Source organism: Oceanobacillus bengalensis, assembly GCF_003628445.1.
Lineage (GTDB): Bacteria > Bacillota > Bacilli > Bacillales > Amphibacillaceae > Oceanobacillus > Oceanobacillus bengalensis.
The window spans coordinates 1-15,397 of sequence record NZ_RBZO01000047.1 but is presented as its reverse complement, the minus strand read 5'-3'; the positions used below and the strand labels follow the sequence as shown (position 1 = coordinate 15,397).

The following is a 15,397-nucleotide window of genomic DNA, read 5'->3' as shown; positions in this document are numbered from 1 at the left end:
TACTGGAGATAGTTATCGCGTCACACATGCGCTTTCGAATCATCAATCATAATAAAATATGGGCTGGCAAAGTTCTAACCTTTTCATTGCAATCTTGTAACCTTTTAGGTTGCAAAACACAGCCACCTCTTTTCGAAGCATATCAATGGATGCCTGTAAGTCTTGATAAAGAGAAAGTATCTAATATCAATCTAAGGGAAATGGTATTAGCTGGTTTATATAACAATTCTCAATCTATGTTAGATAGTTCTAAATATAGTGGAGTAAATGCAATATATACTCTAAGTCAAGAGGTTAGATATATTTCTGAATTGCCAAATTGGAATAACCTTTGTATTCAATTCTATCAATCCTTAGAAAAGATTGGGACAGGTGGATTGGGCTTCAGAAAAATATATCACGATTTTCTAATTCAAGCAAATGAATTACTAAAAAGTAATTTAGAAGATGCACTATTATTAATATTACAACTTGAAAAACAATATAAATCTTTAAGCAAATTATTTTTCTTAGCCGGTAAAAGAAAAGAAAAATCTTATCTTGCTGACCTAAGAGAAGTTTTACTTACAATTTGGGATATCGAAAAACAAATGTGGCAAGCAATCTACCAATTCACTTTAAAGGAAAAAGGAATATAGATCAATGGAAAATATTTTATTAGTGTGCTTTAACTTCTTATTTTATTTAGCTGTAATAGGGCCAATCACAACCTTCATTCATGAATTAGGCCATGCTCTCATCATGTTAGGATTAACTGGTAATAAGGTCAGCATTACGCTAGGAGGGGAAGGGAAAAGTGTTTTACAATGGAATACAAGACGGTTAAACATTACTATCCATATATTCAGCGGTTGGATTGGTTACACATCTTATGAAAATAATGAGATAGTGAAGAAAAGTAATATGTTTCTTTACTACATATTTGGACCTTTATTTTCCCTGACAACAGCCATTATTTTCCTTCTACTTCAAAACTCTATAAGTAACAGTGTGATAATTTATATATTCAAATTTATTACAATGGCTAGTTTTATCCAATTTTTATTTACCATTATCCCAATGAATTATAATAAGTTTTTAGGTGGAAAATATTATAATAGAAGTGATGGCATGAAAATAAAAGAACTACTTTTTTCTACAGATCAAACATAATAATTTCTAAAACTACTCAAAAAGATAGGAAGAGTTTTATTTTTAGTTCAAAACAACGAGCTAATCATAATAAGAATTCTTTCTATCATTTTACACTTGGAAGATATTGTTTAGGCCTTGCCTGTAGATGCTTAATTATTAAAATACCGTAACCCTTTTCTTCAAAGGAATTAAGGTACAAGTATTACCATTATAATCATTTGATACTCTATATTAGAGAAATCATTTATATAATAGATAATACATCAGCTAGTTCTTCTTAGTTTCATCTGTCTATATACTATATTGATTAAAATTGAGGTGTGGCGTGAAACATGCATAAACGCTAACAGGCGAGAATCTAATCAAACAAAGTAATTACATTAGGATTTGAAAGAGGAGAAAAGAAAGACAAAAGCCTTTGAAGGAGAAGGCATTATCAGAAGCTGCAGCCTTATTACTACTTATAAGAGACGGGGGGGGGGGCATGTTATTTTTATATTTATCGAACTAAAAAGCGTTCCATTTCTGTTTCACTCAATTCTGCAGGAGTGATTCCATTTTTTTTACAATAATCATGTAAAGCACGAACCTTTACTCGTGGTTCATTAGAAGGATGTGGTATAGCGAAAACACCATCTGGAAAATTATTATCAAACTTTTTCATTTGACTTATCATTTTCTTTTCACCGACCTTTTTAATATTATACCCTGTTTCTGTCGGGATTAAAACATCAATTACTTTTTCCACCACTTAACACCTCCTGGAAAATATTGTTTTGCTAAATCAAGCGCCACGTTATCTGCAATCATCATATTCTGTCCATAGGTAGAGACAGCACCTAAGTCCTGATAAAAGTCTATTTTAGAAGTTTTTGAAGTTAATTCAACAAAACCTTCTAGTCCTTTATCTAAACTATACTGACACGCAAAGGCAACTAAACATCTGCCTGCCCCAATATATTTTCGATTAACATTTTCTCTTTTGTTCACCAATTTTTTATTATGCGGAGCCGATTCTATAATTTCTAGATCAACACAGCGAAAAGCTTCATCATAATTAGGTTTTAGAGCAATTAAACCTTGAATCATATCTGGATATTCTTCTGTAACAATACCGTAAATTTCAAAAGAATGTGTTAAAGGTTTCAACCAATTAAAAGCCCAATTACCTTTAGGTGAATATTTTTTTTCAATGATTTCGCTCCGTTCTACTTTCTTAAAGTAACAATCTACTAACAGATTTGTTTCCACATTAACAATCATTATTAAATCTCTTTTCTATTATTCTATATTTATTATAACATATTGTTAGAATATTACGTATAAATTTTTTTGAGAGTTCTTATAAAATAGGAGTTTAGACTATGTGTAAAAATTTATACAGAAAGTTATTCGCGAGGTTATTTTGATTTGATAGGTTAGCATTTGGCAAAGAGTTATATATAAACAATAAATTAAAGTGTTGTAAAAAGGCATTTCATAATACAATAAAACCATGAATTTTGGAGATAATCATCGGGATGATTATACAAACATGGCACCAATGGCAAGTTGAGTAGCCAATGGAAAGGAAGATAGGTTTGTTTTCAGATCGTGCCTTTTCAAAAGCTTCTTCACCCCATGGGTACCAGTTGACAGGGTTGTCGGCATGTTGAAGAAGGTATGGGGATTTTTCATGGATTAATTTATTTTGGTTTACTGTCATCCTTTCGAACCTCTTTCTATCGTAATCATTAATATTAAAAACAAACTAATTATAAACAATTTGTGAACCATTCCATAATGGTATTATACTTTCTGAAGAATCTATTATACTTAACATTAGGAAATAAGTTATAAAGCGGAACTTCATTTTATACTATAAAGTATTTCTGACTCGGGTAGAATGTCGATACGAGGTGAGAAAGTGGCTAATGCACAATTTAATACTAAACTAATCAATATTTTAAAAGATATAATGCTGCGTTTACATCATGGTGAGCCTCTGGAAACAGTCCAGGAGGAATTTGACCAACATTTTAGACATGTAAGTACGGTTGAAATATTATTGATCGTGCAAGAATTGAAAAGTAGCGACCATGGAATTACGTCTCGTGATGTTATGAAGTTATTCGATGTTTATAGCAGGTTACATGGCCATTCGATTAATGATTTGCATGTTCCGGAATCGCATCATCCAGGTCATCCGGTTCAAATTTTTAAAGATGAAAACAGGGAACTTCAATCCGTGCTGATTCAAATTAATAACCTTTTAGAAACACTTGAAAAAGGTGAACAACGCTTACAAGAAGATATGATAGAAAGACTAAAGGAACAAATGTCACTATTAGGGCAGTTTTATAACCATTATAATCGTAAAGAGAAACTCTTTTTCCCAATCATGGAACGTTATGGGCATTATACACCTACAAGAATAATGTGGGGGGATGATGATCGAATCCGTACCTTATTTAAGGGTGCAAAAAGAATGATGGAGAAGATTCCTGATTTAGAGTTTAAATATGTTAAGAAATCTTATGATGTATTCGAGAGTAAATTTAAAGAAATGATTTTCGAGGAAGAATCATTTCTTTTACCAATTGTACTATCCATTTTTAATGAAGATGATTGGTTAGCTATTGCAAAGGAAAGTGATGCATTTGGCTATTGCCTCACCCGACCAGTAGAAGAATGGGTATCTGCAGATAAGTTATTTGTTGAGGATGAAGATAAAGAGATAGATAGTGCATCAGATGTTAATCCGTTACCTAAACATCTGGCATTTGGGGGTGGCTACTTAACGATACAAGAAGCCAACAATATTCTTAACAACTTGCCACTGGAAATAACATTTGTAGATAAAAATGGCTTTTTTAAATACTTCAACGAAAAAATAACATCATCTGAGATGATGTTTGTACGGACACCAAGTTCAATTGGGCGTAATGTAGCAAATTGTCATCCACCTAAGAGCTTTAAGAAGGTAATGAGATTAATCCACGATTTAAAAACAAAAAGACGTTCCTCCGAAAGTATGTGGTTCAAAAAAAAGGATCAATACGTCCATATTACTTATAAAGGTGTATTTGATGAGGATGGAGAGTATTTAGGGATATTGGAATACGTTCAAGATATTCAGCCTTTCTTTGATCTACCGCGTGAGGTGAAAAAAGAACTGAGTACATTAGATGAATCGCTTTAAACTGAATCAAGTAGCCTTTTTAAAAACAGTATAAAATATATAAGATTATCTGATGATTATGGGAGAAATCCTTTCTTCTGTGATAGGAAAATTCGAACCTTGATTTTGAAAATCCCTGCTGTAGCAGCTATTGAACAATTCATCTATGGTATAGGCCTGCCTAAACGCATTTATGGGCAGGCCGCTTTGATGATGATTGCAACGTAAATCAATATATGCTAATGTGTTCATATAAGGATTGTGGTTTCCTATTTAGGTATCATAATTATACGAAATAACACAAGGAGGTTAGGGAATAAATTGGATGGTTTTGAATATGAAAATGGCCTTAATCAAGATCTAGATAGTGAAACATTATTTATCGTATCACAAACATTTAAAGCATTAGGCGATCCCACAAGAATTCGAATTCTTAATTTGCTTTCTAAAAAGGAATGTTCTGTAAACGAAATTGTGGAGACATTAGATATCCGACAATCAACTGTTTCTCATCAATTGCGTTTTCTGAAGAATTTACGACTTGTAAAATATCGTCGCGAGGGAACAACACTTTATTATTCCCACGATGATGAGCATGTCATGCTTATTTTGAAACAAATGATAGACCATGCTTGTCATAGTTAGGTAAGAATCATTTACTATTTTAAATAAGTAGTAAGTGATTTCAAATATATCTGTATATGCATATATATGAATATATACATAAAAAAGGGAGGTTTTAACATGGGACATGATCATGGACACGACCATACACATGGTACAAATAGAAAAGTGTTATTCATATCATTTTTAATCATTACGACTTATATGATTGTAGAAGCGATAGGGGGTTACTTAACAAATAGTCTAGCCCTTTTGGCAGATGCTAGTCACACATCTGGACCATTACTAGTGGACTAAATGCACTTTCTTGCCATGTTGTTGTTGATGATCAGCTAACGATTGCAGAAAGTGAGAGTATGTTACGAAAAATTTTACAGAGTCTGTTCTTAATATTTCCAAGGAATTATACAAAATATGAGCTTTTTTATTGACTAAAATACCGTATGGGGGTATGGTATAAGTATAAATGAAAAGGAAGTGATTCATTTGGATAAATTCTTACATGATCACCCAAGTACACCAAGATCACAAGATGAAAAACAAAAAGTCATTAATCGTTTAAAACGAATTGAAGGTCAAGTTCGTGGAATACAGAAAATGGTGGAAGAAGATCGATATTGTGTCGATATTTTAGTACAAATTAGCGCCATTCAATCCGCATTAAAAAATACAGGTTTCTCCATCACTGAACGACATATCAACCATTGTGTTAGTGATGCCATTAAACAAGGTGAAGGTAAAGAAACCATCGAGGAATTAATGAGTGTATTAAAGCAGTTTTCCAAGTAAGGAGGAAGCTATTATGAGTGAAACGAACCATACAACACTAGGTATAACAGGAATGACTTGTGCTGCTTGTTCCAGCCGTGTTGAAAAGGTTTTAAATAAAATGGATGGTGTCGAAGCCCAAGTTAATTTAACGACTGAAAAGGCAACCGTTGACTATGATTCAGAAAAAATTTCTTTAGAAGATATTACGAAGAAAATTGAAAATGTCGGCTATGGTGTATTAATAGAAAAAGCAGAGTTAGATGTATTTGGAATGACCTGTGCTGCCTGTTCAACCCGTATTGAAAAGGTATTGAATAAGCAAGAAGGGGTTAAATTTGCAGCGGTAAACTTAACAACGGAAACGGCTTCCATTGAATATAACCCAGGACTCACAGATACGAAAGCAATCATTGAGAAGATTAAAAATGTGGGTTATGATGCAAAACCGAAAGCGGAAGCAGCAGAAAAGAAAACACATAAAGAAAAAGAACTACAACATATGAAAACGAAATTAATTATTTCTGCTGTGTTATCTGCACCACTATTAGTAACCATGTTGGTTCATTTATTTAACGTGACGATACCGGATATATTCATGAATCCGTGGTTCCAATTTGCATTAGCAACGCCTGTTCAATTTATCATCGGATGGCAATTTTATGTTGGTGCATATAAGAATCTTCGTAATGGTGGAGCGAACATGGATGTGCTTGTTGCATTAGGTACAAGTGCTGCTTATTTCTATAGTTTATACGAAGCATTTAAGACCACCTTCAATCCCGAATACATGCCACATTTATACTTTGAAACAAGTGCTGTATTAATCACGTTAATTTTATTTGGAAAGTACTTGGAAGCAAGAGCAAAGAGCCAGACAACAAATGCACTATCCTCGTTGCTTAATTTACAGGCAAAAGAAGCTCGCGTGATAAGAAATGGCGAGGAAATCATGATTCCTATGGAGGAAGTTATCGTTGGTGATCGATTAGTTGTAAAACCGGGTGAGAAAATACCGGTAGACGGTATCCTTGTGAAAGGAAGAACATCTGTAGACGAGTCGATGATTACTGGGGAGTCCATCCCAAATGAAAAGGAAGTTGACGCTAGCTTAATCGGTTCAACGATTAATAAAAATGGTTCAATTGTAATGGAAGCGACAAAAGTAGGGAAAGATACTGCCCTTGCTTCGATTGTCAAAGTTGTGGAAGAAGCGCAGGGGAAGAAGGCACCAATTCAACGTTTAGCTGATGTTATATCAGGCTATTTCGTACCGATCGTTGTAGGGATTGCAATTCTAACCTTTATCGTATGGATAGCGTTTGTAGAGCCTGGTCAATTTGAACCTGCATTAGTTGCAGCGATTGCTGTACTTGTTATTGCATGTCCATGTGCATTAGGTCTTGCAACACCAACTTCTATTATGGTAGGAACAGGAAGAGCTGCAGAAAATGGAATTCTTTTTAAAGGTGGAGAGCATCTAGAAAGAACGCACAAGTTAGATGCAATTGTGCTTGATAAAACAGGAACGATTACAAAAGGGAAACCAGAAGTAACGGACTTTTCTGGTGATGAAGAAACATTGCAATTGTTAGCTAGTGCAGAAAAAGGATCAGAACATCCACTTGCAGGAGCGATTGTGGCATACGCAACAGAGAACAACATTAATTTTGTAGAAGTGGATGAATTTGACGCTATACCTGGTCATGGTATTGAAGTTATGATTTCCGGAAAACTGGTTCTTGTTGGAAATCGGAAATTAATGCAAGATCATCAAATTGAAGTTGGCAGTGCAGAACAAGAATTAGTCAATTACGAAATGGAAGGCAAAACAGCCATGTTGATTGCCATTGATGGAAAGTATCGCGGAATTGTTGCCGTTGCAGATACGATTAAAGAAACAGCACCACAAGCAATTAAAGAGCTAAAAGAACAGGGCTTGGAAGTGATCATGTTAACAGGGGATAACGAGCGAACGGCACAAGCAATTGCGAAGCAGGTTGGCATCGACCAAGTAATAGCCCAAGTTTTACCAGAAGAAAAGGCAGATAAAGTTAAAGAAATTCAAGGTAAAGGTAAAAAGGTAGCAATGGTTGGTGATGGTGTGAACGATGCACCTGCATTAGTTACTGCGGATATTGGAATTGCGATTGGTACGGGTACAGAAGTGGCGATTGAAGCTGCTGACCTTACCATTCTTGGTGGAGAACTATTACTCATTCCGAAAGCCATTCGAATTAGTCATGCGACGATTAAAAATATCCGTCAAAACCTCTTCTGGGCATTCGGCTACAACACAGCAGGAATCCCGGTTGCGGCAATTGGATTACTTGCACCATGGGTTGCTGGTGCAGCGATGGCATTAAGTTCCGTAAGTGTTGTTTCAAACTCTCTTCGCTTAAAACGAGTGAAACTATAAAAAAAGGGTCATTTAAAGGAGGTGAAAAGCAATGGAGAAAACATTAAATGTACAAGGCATGTCATGCGGTCATTGCAAAATGTCCGTTGAAGGTGCATTAAATAAATTAGATGGCGTATCAAAAGCTGAAGTTAACTTAGATGCGGCTTCTGTAGATGTTACTTTTGATGATTCAAAAGTAAATGTTGCTGTTATGAAAGAAGCAATTGAAGAACAAGGCTATGATGTTGAAGCCTAGATATAAGAGTGAAAAGCTGGTTTTCTGTATAGAAAATCAGCTTTTTTACTATAGTGGCGGAAAGGGTTAATGAACAAATTGGTAATTGGGTTAGTTTTTAATGTAAACAAAATATATATTATTCCGTTTCTTCAAATTCCCTCACCATACGTTCATAATTCATTGCACCATATCCTTGTATTGAATAATACCGTTTGAATCAATCATATAAGTAGTTGGAAGTGGTTTAACCGAATACTGTATTTCAGAACCAAAATACCAAATCAGAGCCACAATAAGAAAAGGAGCTAGTGAATTATATCACAAAAATACGTAGGTTTAGACGTATCAAAGGAAAAAATTGCAGTTGCAGAAGAGGGACGATCAAAACCAACGTGTCATTCCTCCAAACTACCTGTTCTTTCCTCTTGTGAAAAGAAGTAGTTGGGGTGACAATGGCAAGTACCGGCACAGCTTCAGCTACTTCCTTTATTACCTTCCAAGCCATTGCGCGTTCGATAGGTTTATTTTTGTTTTTGTATAGAAGACAGGGTCTACAAGATTTCCTTTATAGAAATCTTGCTAGATTTTTCCTAATGTAAGAAATAATAGATTTCGCTTATTTCTCTGATGATATTTTTTATCTTTGATTTTCTTTCTATCTCTATCTACAAAATCCATGCTATACCCCCGTCAACGATACGTTTCATGATTTTATCATATGTTCTTTATTATTCAATTTCAATTTTTTGGTTTATCCTAATTTAAAATCCTTCTAGACCCTATCCTATCGGGGATATACAGAAAATGTTCATCTATATAAACGTATCTTGGAAGCGTATTTTTAATCAATCATGTTATTATTTGCTGAATACTTGTTAATGTAATCTAGAATGGATTTACTTAGTTAAGTAGTTCAGTGTAAACTGAATTTATCGAATAGTTATAATCTGAATGATATATGCGTGTTTGTGGAAGAAGGATTCCTAAACACTGTATAGAAACTAACTAAAACAGGGAGGAACTTATGAATGGTTGAAATTAAAGATCCTTGGTTTACAGTACAACAAATTGATGATAGAACTTTTGCTATTAGTGAATATGGGCATTGGGAAAAAGTCCATTCCTATTTATTAATTGGTGAGGGGAAAGCAGCCTTAATTGATACGGGGCTTGGAATTGATAGTATAAAGAGAATTACAGACCAGCTTACAGACTTACCGATTATTGTGCTAACAACACACGTTCACTGGGATCATATTGGAAGCCACAATGAGTTTGAAAATATATATGTACATAAAGATGAAGAAGATTGGCTTATAGAAGGGATCAAGGGGCTTCCCATCGAACAAATTAGAAAAGATGTAAGTCGTGATATTACAATCCCTACTCCAAAAAAATTTAATCCAGACACATATATACCATTTAAAGGAGATCCTACTGGTCTGTTAAATGATGGAGATGAAATAGAGTTGGGAAATAGAACATTGATTATATTCCATACTCCTGGGCATTCCCCAGGGCACATTTCAATTTTAGATAATAATACAGGCTATTTATTTACGGGCGATTTACTGTATGATGTCACTCCAATATATGCTTTTTTTCCTACGACAGAACCTGTTAAGTTAGTGCAATCATTAAAGAAAATTGCCAACTTATCAAATGTGACGAAGATTTATGGAGGACATAATACAATAGGTCTTGCCTCAAGTCTGTTAGTAGAAGTAAAAAATGCAGTTGAAGAACTTGAAGAAAAAGAACTGGTGAAATTTGGAACAGGAATTCATAAATTCAAAGGTTTTAGTGTGCAATTTTAATTAATCTTACTGTACTAAAGGCTGCTTTTGCAGAAATTTTACAAGGAGTAGCTAGCACATTACTTTTTATTAGTGCAGCTTTTTATTATCGGAATTTAGATAAAACTAAAAAGCAGAGAAAACTTTCGACCTTTGAATTTACAATGCACATAATTATAGCGACAGTATTTGCCTTATTTGCAATTTTTAGATTTGTTGATTGATTAGGTTATTCACTTATTTCTATACCGGACACGTTTTCGAATAAACGTCTCTTTTTTCTTTACCTAATTGATGCTTTAGTACTATTGACGTTCATTTCACTGCCAGACGAGACGTTCCATGCACAGCTCCTGATTATAGTATGTTAATATTAAATTAAAAGATTCTTGAGCTAACGTGAAATGTTTTTTACAAGAGAAATTTAGAGATGGTCGATGTATTCCGTTCCCTAAGAAAGAATACTTAGAAGATAGTTTCATCAAATAATTGATACAAGAGTTAAAGATGAGAAAGAACGGCAGCTATTTTTCTTGTTGTACTAATGGGAAAGATAAGAAAAGACCGTATTGATTGAAGGGGTAGGGAAATCCTGTCCCTTATACTAAAGAATCAGATATGTTTATCCTGTGTTGATAAATAGGAGGTATAATCCATGTCAAAATTGACGAAGATTGCAAAACTACTAAACAATCCCAAAGTGAAAAAAGCGATTAAAGAAAAAGGTGTACCAATGATTAAAAAGGAAATTGAAAAGAGAAAGACTAGATCGAAGTAAGGCGATTGCAGGTTGTTGCGGTTGTCTTTTTTTGCTGTTAACGGTTCTATATAATAAAAAAGGAAATTTAAGGAAACGCTCAGAGGTATTGAACGTTTCCTATATAATTATATTGTTATCTCCGTATTCACTTCGTTTGCTAATTTTTTTATGATTTTACCTTACCCTAATTGTGCAACGTATTAGAGAGAGGCTTCTTCTTGATTCATTCGTTCCATAATTCGACGTTTACGATATAGCATGATCCCAGCTTCAGCTACATCTCCTACGGTTGACCTGTTTAAAAAAGCACCGAAAATGATGCCGGCTATCGGAACCATTTGAAACAACTTCTTCCACCCGAAATTATCCCGATAAGTAAAAACTACTTCACGCCATCCTTGAAGTTGAGAAAGCATTTGTTTTTTTTGATTGTCTGACTGATAAGCAGAAAGCTCTTCCAGGATGGCTTTCTTTCCAACAATGTCAGAGGAGGTAAACTGAAGACATTTCACGATAAAGACTCTTTCTGCTTTATCATTTGGATCGTATCCATAGCTTATTGCAATTTCTTGAAGCACCTTCAAGGATAAACCGATGAGGAGTGGAATATCGATGGAAAGTGTAAAAATACCGCCAATACCCGTTGTAGCACCTTGAACAGTTGCTAATTTAGTTTTAGAAGTCCGAATGTCATTCGCTATATCGTCCATTTCGCTCAAAGGAAAATGCTGGACATCACTCAATGTGAAGGCTTCATATTTTGGTACGAACCCCTTCTGGTTAAACTTCTTTAATACGACTTCTTCTTTAACCAAATATTCGCCACCTGTATGAATGTACTTCCCTAATTCATCGATGATCGTTGCTATTTTGTCTTGAACAAATTTCGGCGTTACTTTATCCAGTAATGCAAAAGGTAATCTTCCAAGTTTTTCCCAAAACCACAGATCCTTTTGGTCATTTTCCCAATCCTCAATTTTTTTAAGTTCATCTAATAAATAATCTTGTGATTCAACTGTTGTCAAGTCAACTACTCCTTATGCTTAATCATTATTTTCTCGATGTGTAATCGTTCCACTCACTATACCATCTAGGACAATGATGTATCTACTTCTATCTATAACCTTTTTTGAAAGGAAATTATAATTTCTTTTATTTCTAGTAAAAACAAAGTCTTTATCATTATACTGTATTTCAAAGCAACAGAAGGAGTCTTGCCAGCTGTTAAAGGAGCGCCCGTATTTAATTCATTTGTTTTGTATACTTTTAATGTTCTTATTCGTTTAATATATGAAGGGGGAACATGATGAACGATCTGGATCAATTAGAAGAGTGGGTTATGACTATTTGAAATTTATAGTACAATGAGGAAGAAACATGTATATTGTGAAGAAATGTAATTAAAGTAATTGGTATGTTAGTTGAAGAAAGAAAAATAAATTGAGATTGTGAACTATAAATGATCGGGGTGGAGATTTAATGAATAACAATTCTTATAATATTGTCGTGCATGTTGTCAATTTAATCCTATTGGGTGCTATCGGTTTTCTCGTGTTTTTCTCTGTGGTAAATATTAGCCCAGCCCAAGACCCCATCGGTGATATGTTTAAATTCGGTCATACAGTTTTCCTGCTCGTCATGTGGGCCGTTAATTACTGGTTCCAATACAAGAAGAAAAAATGGATTCTACCAATAGCTGGAACCATCCTTTACGTCGCAATCGCTTTGTTTGTCATGGGGGTTGTTTCGCCATTCCTACGCAACATAATAGAAGCTCAGTTCTGATTGAATTACGAACTGGTGCAATAATATAAAAGAAGCAACGCCGAATTATCAGCGTTGCTCTTCATGGTTTATCGGTTCTGTATCGCTTTCTACTTTTTTATTTCTTCCGAACAGGGAGCCAAATTTCACTATAAGCATAATCTTTTTTATTCTCATCCATTTTAGTGAAAGAAAAGGAAGGGGCATTGATTACTTCATAATCGGAAGTGGGAAGCCATTCTGAATATGTTTTTGCCATTGTTTCTTGTAACGTAGATGGATATGGTCCCTGATTTGGAAATATTGCCCAACTATATGCTTTGACTGGCACTTTATCTAATCGATCACTTACTTGATTTCCAGTCGTTAAAACACCTATCAAGTGAGTTAAATCCCCTTCTTCTTTTAGGAAATTTGCGTCAGCATTATAAGATGCATTAACAATTTCAAAAGGCTTTATATTTTGAAGAGAATGCATTTCTTTTCTTTGTTCTTCCGTTATGCTTTCTGCAAGCTTTACGATTTCGTTATTCACACCTTCAAATTGCATAGGGACACGTTTACTTACACCAACTAGATTAAACGCTGGTTTGTCTTCGATTCTAAATTCCATAGAAATTCCTCCTTTTACAGTAATTACGAATGAAAGTTTGGGAAATGATTTGCTTATCCTTTTTTTTATTACATCTGAGGGTAAAAAGCCACACCATTTTTTAAATGCCCTAGTAAAACCGTCCATTGATTGATAACCATATTTAAAAGCAACATCCGTTACCTTATCTCCACTCAATAAATCCTTATTTGCTTCCGATAGTTTTCTGTTTTTTACATACTCATTTAGTGTCATCCCGGAAAGATGAAAAAAAACCGTTCTAAAGTGATAATCGGAAACCCCAGCATAATTGGAAATACTTTCAAGAGACAGGTCATCGGTTAAATGAACTTCAATATAGTCAATCACTTGGTTTAATTCTTTTAACATCATATCCCTCCATTCATGAATACATAATAGCAAAGTCAGTATAAGAATACTCGACATTTTTAACATAAAGATATCGAATTGTTACAACCCCTAATTAAGCTATTTGGTGCATTACTGGAACAACGGTAATGCTCTTTTATTTATTAAAGTAAATGGCAGGTTAGTGAAAGATTGAAACATTTTTCAAAGGTTAATCGTATTTCATCTTAACAAATTAAATGGAGGGAAACTAATGAGTGTTGTAACTAATCAAGGAGATTCGGTAAAAGTAATATTTGTTTTTCAAAAGAATGAACAAGTGGAAGAAGTGGCACTTAATTCAGCACAATTAACGGCATTATTAAATTCAAAACATATTTGGATTGAAAAATTTAATAGTAACTTAAAAATAGAAAATACTGTTTGGTCTTATGCTAAAAATAATGTTTCTATGCAAATTTATTTGAAATAATTCTTGCTCAACCAAAAAGAGATGCTTGTGAAACATTATACTTAAACGATCTGGTGCGATTGTTACATAATCAAAATACATAATAGAGATGAATAATTAGTTTGAATTAATCAGGAGGTGAGTATATGAATTTATCCATTTTTAAGGATAGTAAATTTTCTATCGGAATTGTTTCTTCTTTTATATTAAGTCTCATAGCAGTAATAACCGCAGCTACAATAGAAAATGAATATTGGGTTGTATTTATTGTTCTCTCATACATATTATTATTTTTTAGTATTCGAAGAGCAGATAAATTATATAGGGAGAAAGGAAAATAAAAAAGAAATGGTTCCAAAAACTAATTATGGCTTCTTAAACTATATGGTGCGATTCTTCAATAAGAGGAATCGCTGATTTTTATTCAAGTAAAATCATTAGTTTGAATTGACTTTTTTTTACACATGACGTAACATATAAATTACATAAGTTAGATATACATTGCAAAACGTAGGTGAATACATGAAAAATAATGTGAAAATAACACGAATAAAATTGTCGATGACTCAACAACAGTTAGCTCAAAGAGTAGGAGTTACTAGACAGACTATTGGACTGATTGAAAAAGGAGAATATAACCCTAGTCTTCAACTTTGTGTGGCCATAGCGAAAGAACTAAATAAAACGTTAGATGAATTATTTTGGGAGGTTGAACTGTAATGAAATCTTGGATATCGTTTTTATTACCAAATGACGAATACAAGGAAAGAAGAATGTTGTATTTTTTCTCGGAAGGGGCAATAATCCTGTTGCTTTCACTTATTATAATGATAATCTGTAATAAGTTTATTAATATAGGCGTAGAAACTGCACTTTTGCTGTCTATTGCTATATTTCTCTTCTATATTTCAGGAAGGTATATAATATCTGGCATTGAATATACAAATATTGCAACAGAAAGTTCGTACAAGAGACAGTTAAGAAGTATTGTAGTGAAAACAAGTAGTTTTGTAATTTTATATTCGTTGTTCTATGTTATTTATTTTGGTTTACCAAGCAACATAAATGAATGGACTGAAATAATCGCATTATTAGCAGGTGTTGGCTTACTTTGGTTTTTCACTAGCTACATTTCTTTAAAGCGTTCCTATAAGAAAAATAAGGAATTGTTATAATCAGAGCTTGTGAATCAATATAATTAAAGTAAAGAACGGGTGCTTTTCTTGTGCGAAATGTTCCTAGTTTAAATGGAGGATGGCAACATTTCTCTGGTAAAGGCTAGGCAATTCCTTTTGGAATTGAAGGATTATATTGAAGAATCAAATGAAGGGGTAACGCTC

At 33.8% G+C, this 15,397-nt stretch carries 18 protein-coding genes and 3 pseudogenes; 16 read left to right on the top strand and 5 right to left on the bottom strand.

Annotated features, from left to right (window positions below):
- Together D8M05_RS18800 and D8M05_RS18795 are read left to right on the top strand one after the other, a co-directional pair.
- The coding region (locus tag D8M05_RS18800) for a DUF4872 domain-containing protein (protein ID WP_220667601.1) at positions 1-638 on the top strand (638 nt) is incomplete at its 5' end.
- A gap of 4 nt (positions 639-642) precedes the next feature.
- On the top strand, positions 643-1,152 hold the full coding sequence (locus D8M05_RS18795; RefSeq protein WP_121134529.1) for a hypothetical protein: 510 nt from the start codon (positions 643-645) through the stop codon (positions 1,150-1,152).
- 481 nt (positions 1,153-1,633) lie between these two features.
- Here D8M05_RS18795 and D8M05_RS18790 read toward each other — a convergent pair whose 3' ends face one another.
- From D8M05_RS18790 to D8M05_RS18780, 3 genes and pseudogenes are all read right to left on the bottom strand, one after another.
- Entirely contained in the window at positions 1,634-1,882 is a 249-nt protein-coding gene (locus D8M05_RS18790; protein WP_121134527.1) for a hypothetical protein, read from the bottom strand.
- Positions 1,870-2,397, bottom strand: coding sequence for a hypothetical protein (locus D8M05_RS18785; RefSeq protein WP_121134525.1), 528 nt, complete (start codon positions 2,395-2,397; stop codon positions 1,870-1,872). The genes D8M05_RS18790 and D8M05_RS18785 overlap by 13 nt, the downstream gene beginning before the upstream one ends.
- A gap of 268 nt (positions 2,398-2,665) precedes the next feature.
- Positions 2,666-2,839: pseudogene (locus tag D8M05_RS18780) on the bottom strand (DUF255 domain-containing protein); the annotation flags it as partial.
- 201 nt (positions 2,840-3,040) lie between these two features.
- Here D8M05_RS18780 and D8M05_RS18775 point away from each other — a divergent pair.
- From D8M05_RS18775 to D8M05_RS20805, 9 genes and pseudogenes are all read left to right on the top strand, one after another.
- Positions 3,041-4,315, top strand: coding sequence for a DUF438 domain-containing protein (locus D8M05_RS18775; protein WP_183072864.1), 1,275 nt, complete (start codon positions 3,041-3,043; stop codon positions 4,313-4,315).
- A 300-nt stretch (positions 4,316-4,615) separates the two neighbouring features.
- Complete coding sequence (locus tag D8M05_RS18770; RefSeq protein ID WP_121134521.1) at positions 4,616-4,939, top strand: ArsR/SmtB family transcription factor; 324 nt, start codon at positions 4,616-4,618, stop codon at positions 4,937-4,939.
- 99 nt (positions 4,940-5,038) lie between these two features.
- Positions 5,039-5,188: pseudogene (locus tag D8M05_RS18765) on the top strand (cation efflux transmembrane domain-containing protein); the annotation flags it as partial.
- Positions 5,188-5,301: pseudogene (locus D8M05_RS20970) on the top strand (cation-efflux pump); the annotation flags it as partial. The pseudogenes D8M05_RS18765 and D8M05_RS20970, both read left to right, overlap by 1 nt.
- A gap of 103 nt (positions 5,302-5,404) precedes the next feature.
- Positions 5,405-5,707: a metal-sensing transcriptional repressor gene (locus D8M05_RS18755; protein WP_121134519.1), complete on the top strand. Its 303-nt coding sequence runs from the start codon at positions 5,405-5,407 to the stop codon at positions 5,705-5,707.
- A 13-nt stretch (positions 5,708-5,720) separates the two neighbouring features.
- Complete coding sequence (locus D8M05_RS18750; protein ID WP_121134517.1) at positions 5,721-8,105, top strand: heavy metal translocating P-type ATPase; 2,385 nt, start codon at positions 5,721-5,723, stop codon at positions 8,103-8,105.
- A gap of 31 nt (positions 8,106-8,136) precedes the next feature.
- Positions 8,137-8,343, top strand: coding sequence for a copper chaperone CopZ (gene copZ / locus D8M05_RS18745; RefSeq protein ID WP_121134515.1), 207 nt, complete (start codon positions 8,137-8,139; stop codon positions 8,341-8,343).
- A 1,010-nt stretch (positions 8,344-9,353) separates the two neighbouring features.
- Positions 9,354-10,142 (top strand): MBL fold metallo-hydrolase, encoded by a 789-nt coding sequence (locus D8M05_RS18740; protein WP_121134513.1) that lies wholly within the window; start codon positions 9,354-9,356, stop codon positions 10,140-10,142.
- Between the two features lie 634 nt (positions 10,143-10,776).
- Positions 10,777-10,899, top strand: a complete 123-nt coding sequence (locus D8M05_RS20805) for a hypothetical protein (RefSeq protein WP_281271941.1) — start codon at positions 10,777-10,779, stop codon at positions 10,897-10,899.
- 182 nt (positions 10,900-11,081) lie between these two features.
- On the opposite strand, the gene D8M05_RS18730 is transcribed toward D8M05_RS20805, so the two are convergent.
- Entirely contained in the window at positions 11,082-11,906 is an 825-nt protein-coding gene (locus D8M05_RS18730; protein WP_121134511.1) for an EcsC family protein, read from the bottom strand.
- A gap of 454 nt (positions 11,907-12,360) precedes the next feature.
- Here D8M05_RS18730 and D8M05_RS18725 point away from each other — a divergent pair, with 454 nt between their 5' ends.
- Positions 12,361-12,666, top strand: a complete 306-nt coding sequence (locus D8M05_RS18725) for a hypothetical protein (RefSeq protein ID WP_121134509.1) — start codon at positions 12,361-12,363, stop codon at positions 12,664-12,666.
- Positions 12,667-12,763: 97 nt separating this feature from the next.
- Here the strand turns inward: D8M05_RS18725 and D8M05_RS18720 are convergent, their stop codons facing one another.
- Positions 12,764-13,627, bottom strand: a complete 864-nt coding sequence (locus tag D8M05_RS18720) for an AraC family transcriptional regulator (RefSeq protein ID WP_121134507.1) — start codon at positions 13,625-13,627, stop codon at positions 12,764-12,766.
- Positions 13,628-13,859: 232 nt separating this feature from the next.
- Between D8M05_RS18720 and D8M05_RS18715 the strand changes: the two genes are divergently transcribed.
- The 4 genes from D8M05_RS18715 (at position 13,860) to D8M05_RS18700 (ending at position 15,232) form a co-directional block, all read left to right on the top strand.
- Positions 13,860-14,078 (top strand): hypothetical protein, encoded by a 219-nt coding sequence (locus D8M05_RS18715; RefSeq protein ID WP_121134505.1) that lies wholly within the window; start codon positions 13,860-13,862, stop codon positions 14,076-14,078.
- Positions 14,079-14,203: 125 nt separating this feature from the next.
- Entirely contained in the window at positions 14,204-14,398 is a 195-nt protein-coding gene (locus D8M05_RS18710) for a hypothetical protein (protein ID WP_121134503.1), read from the top strand.
- A gap of 181 nt (positions 14,399-14,579) precedes the next feature.
- Positions 14,580-14,777 carry a helix-turn-helix transcriptional regulator gene (locus tag D8M05_RS18705; RefSeq protein WP_121134501.1) on the top strand — a complete coding sequence of 66 codons (198 nt, stop codon included), beginning with the start codon at positions 14,580-14,582 and terminating at the stop codon, positions 14,775-14,777.
- Positions 14,777-15,232 carry a DUF3278 domain-containing protein gene (locus tag D8M05_RS18700; RefSeq protein ID WP_121134499.1) on the top strand — a complete coding sequence of 152 codons (456 nt, stop codon included), beginning with the start codon at positions 14,777-14,779 and terminating at the stop codon, positions 15,230-15,232. Before D8M05_RS18705 ends, D8M05_RS18700 begins: the two co-directional genes overlap by 1 nt.
- Positions 15,233-15,397: the final 165 nt, after the last annotated feature.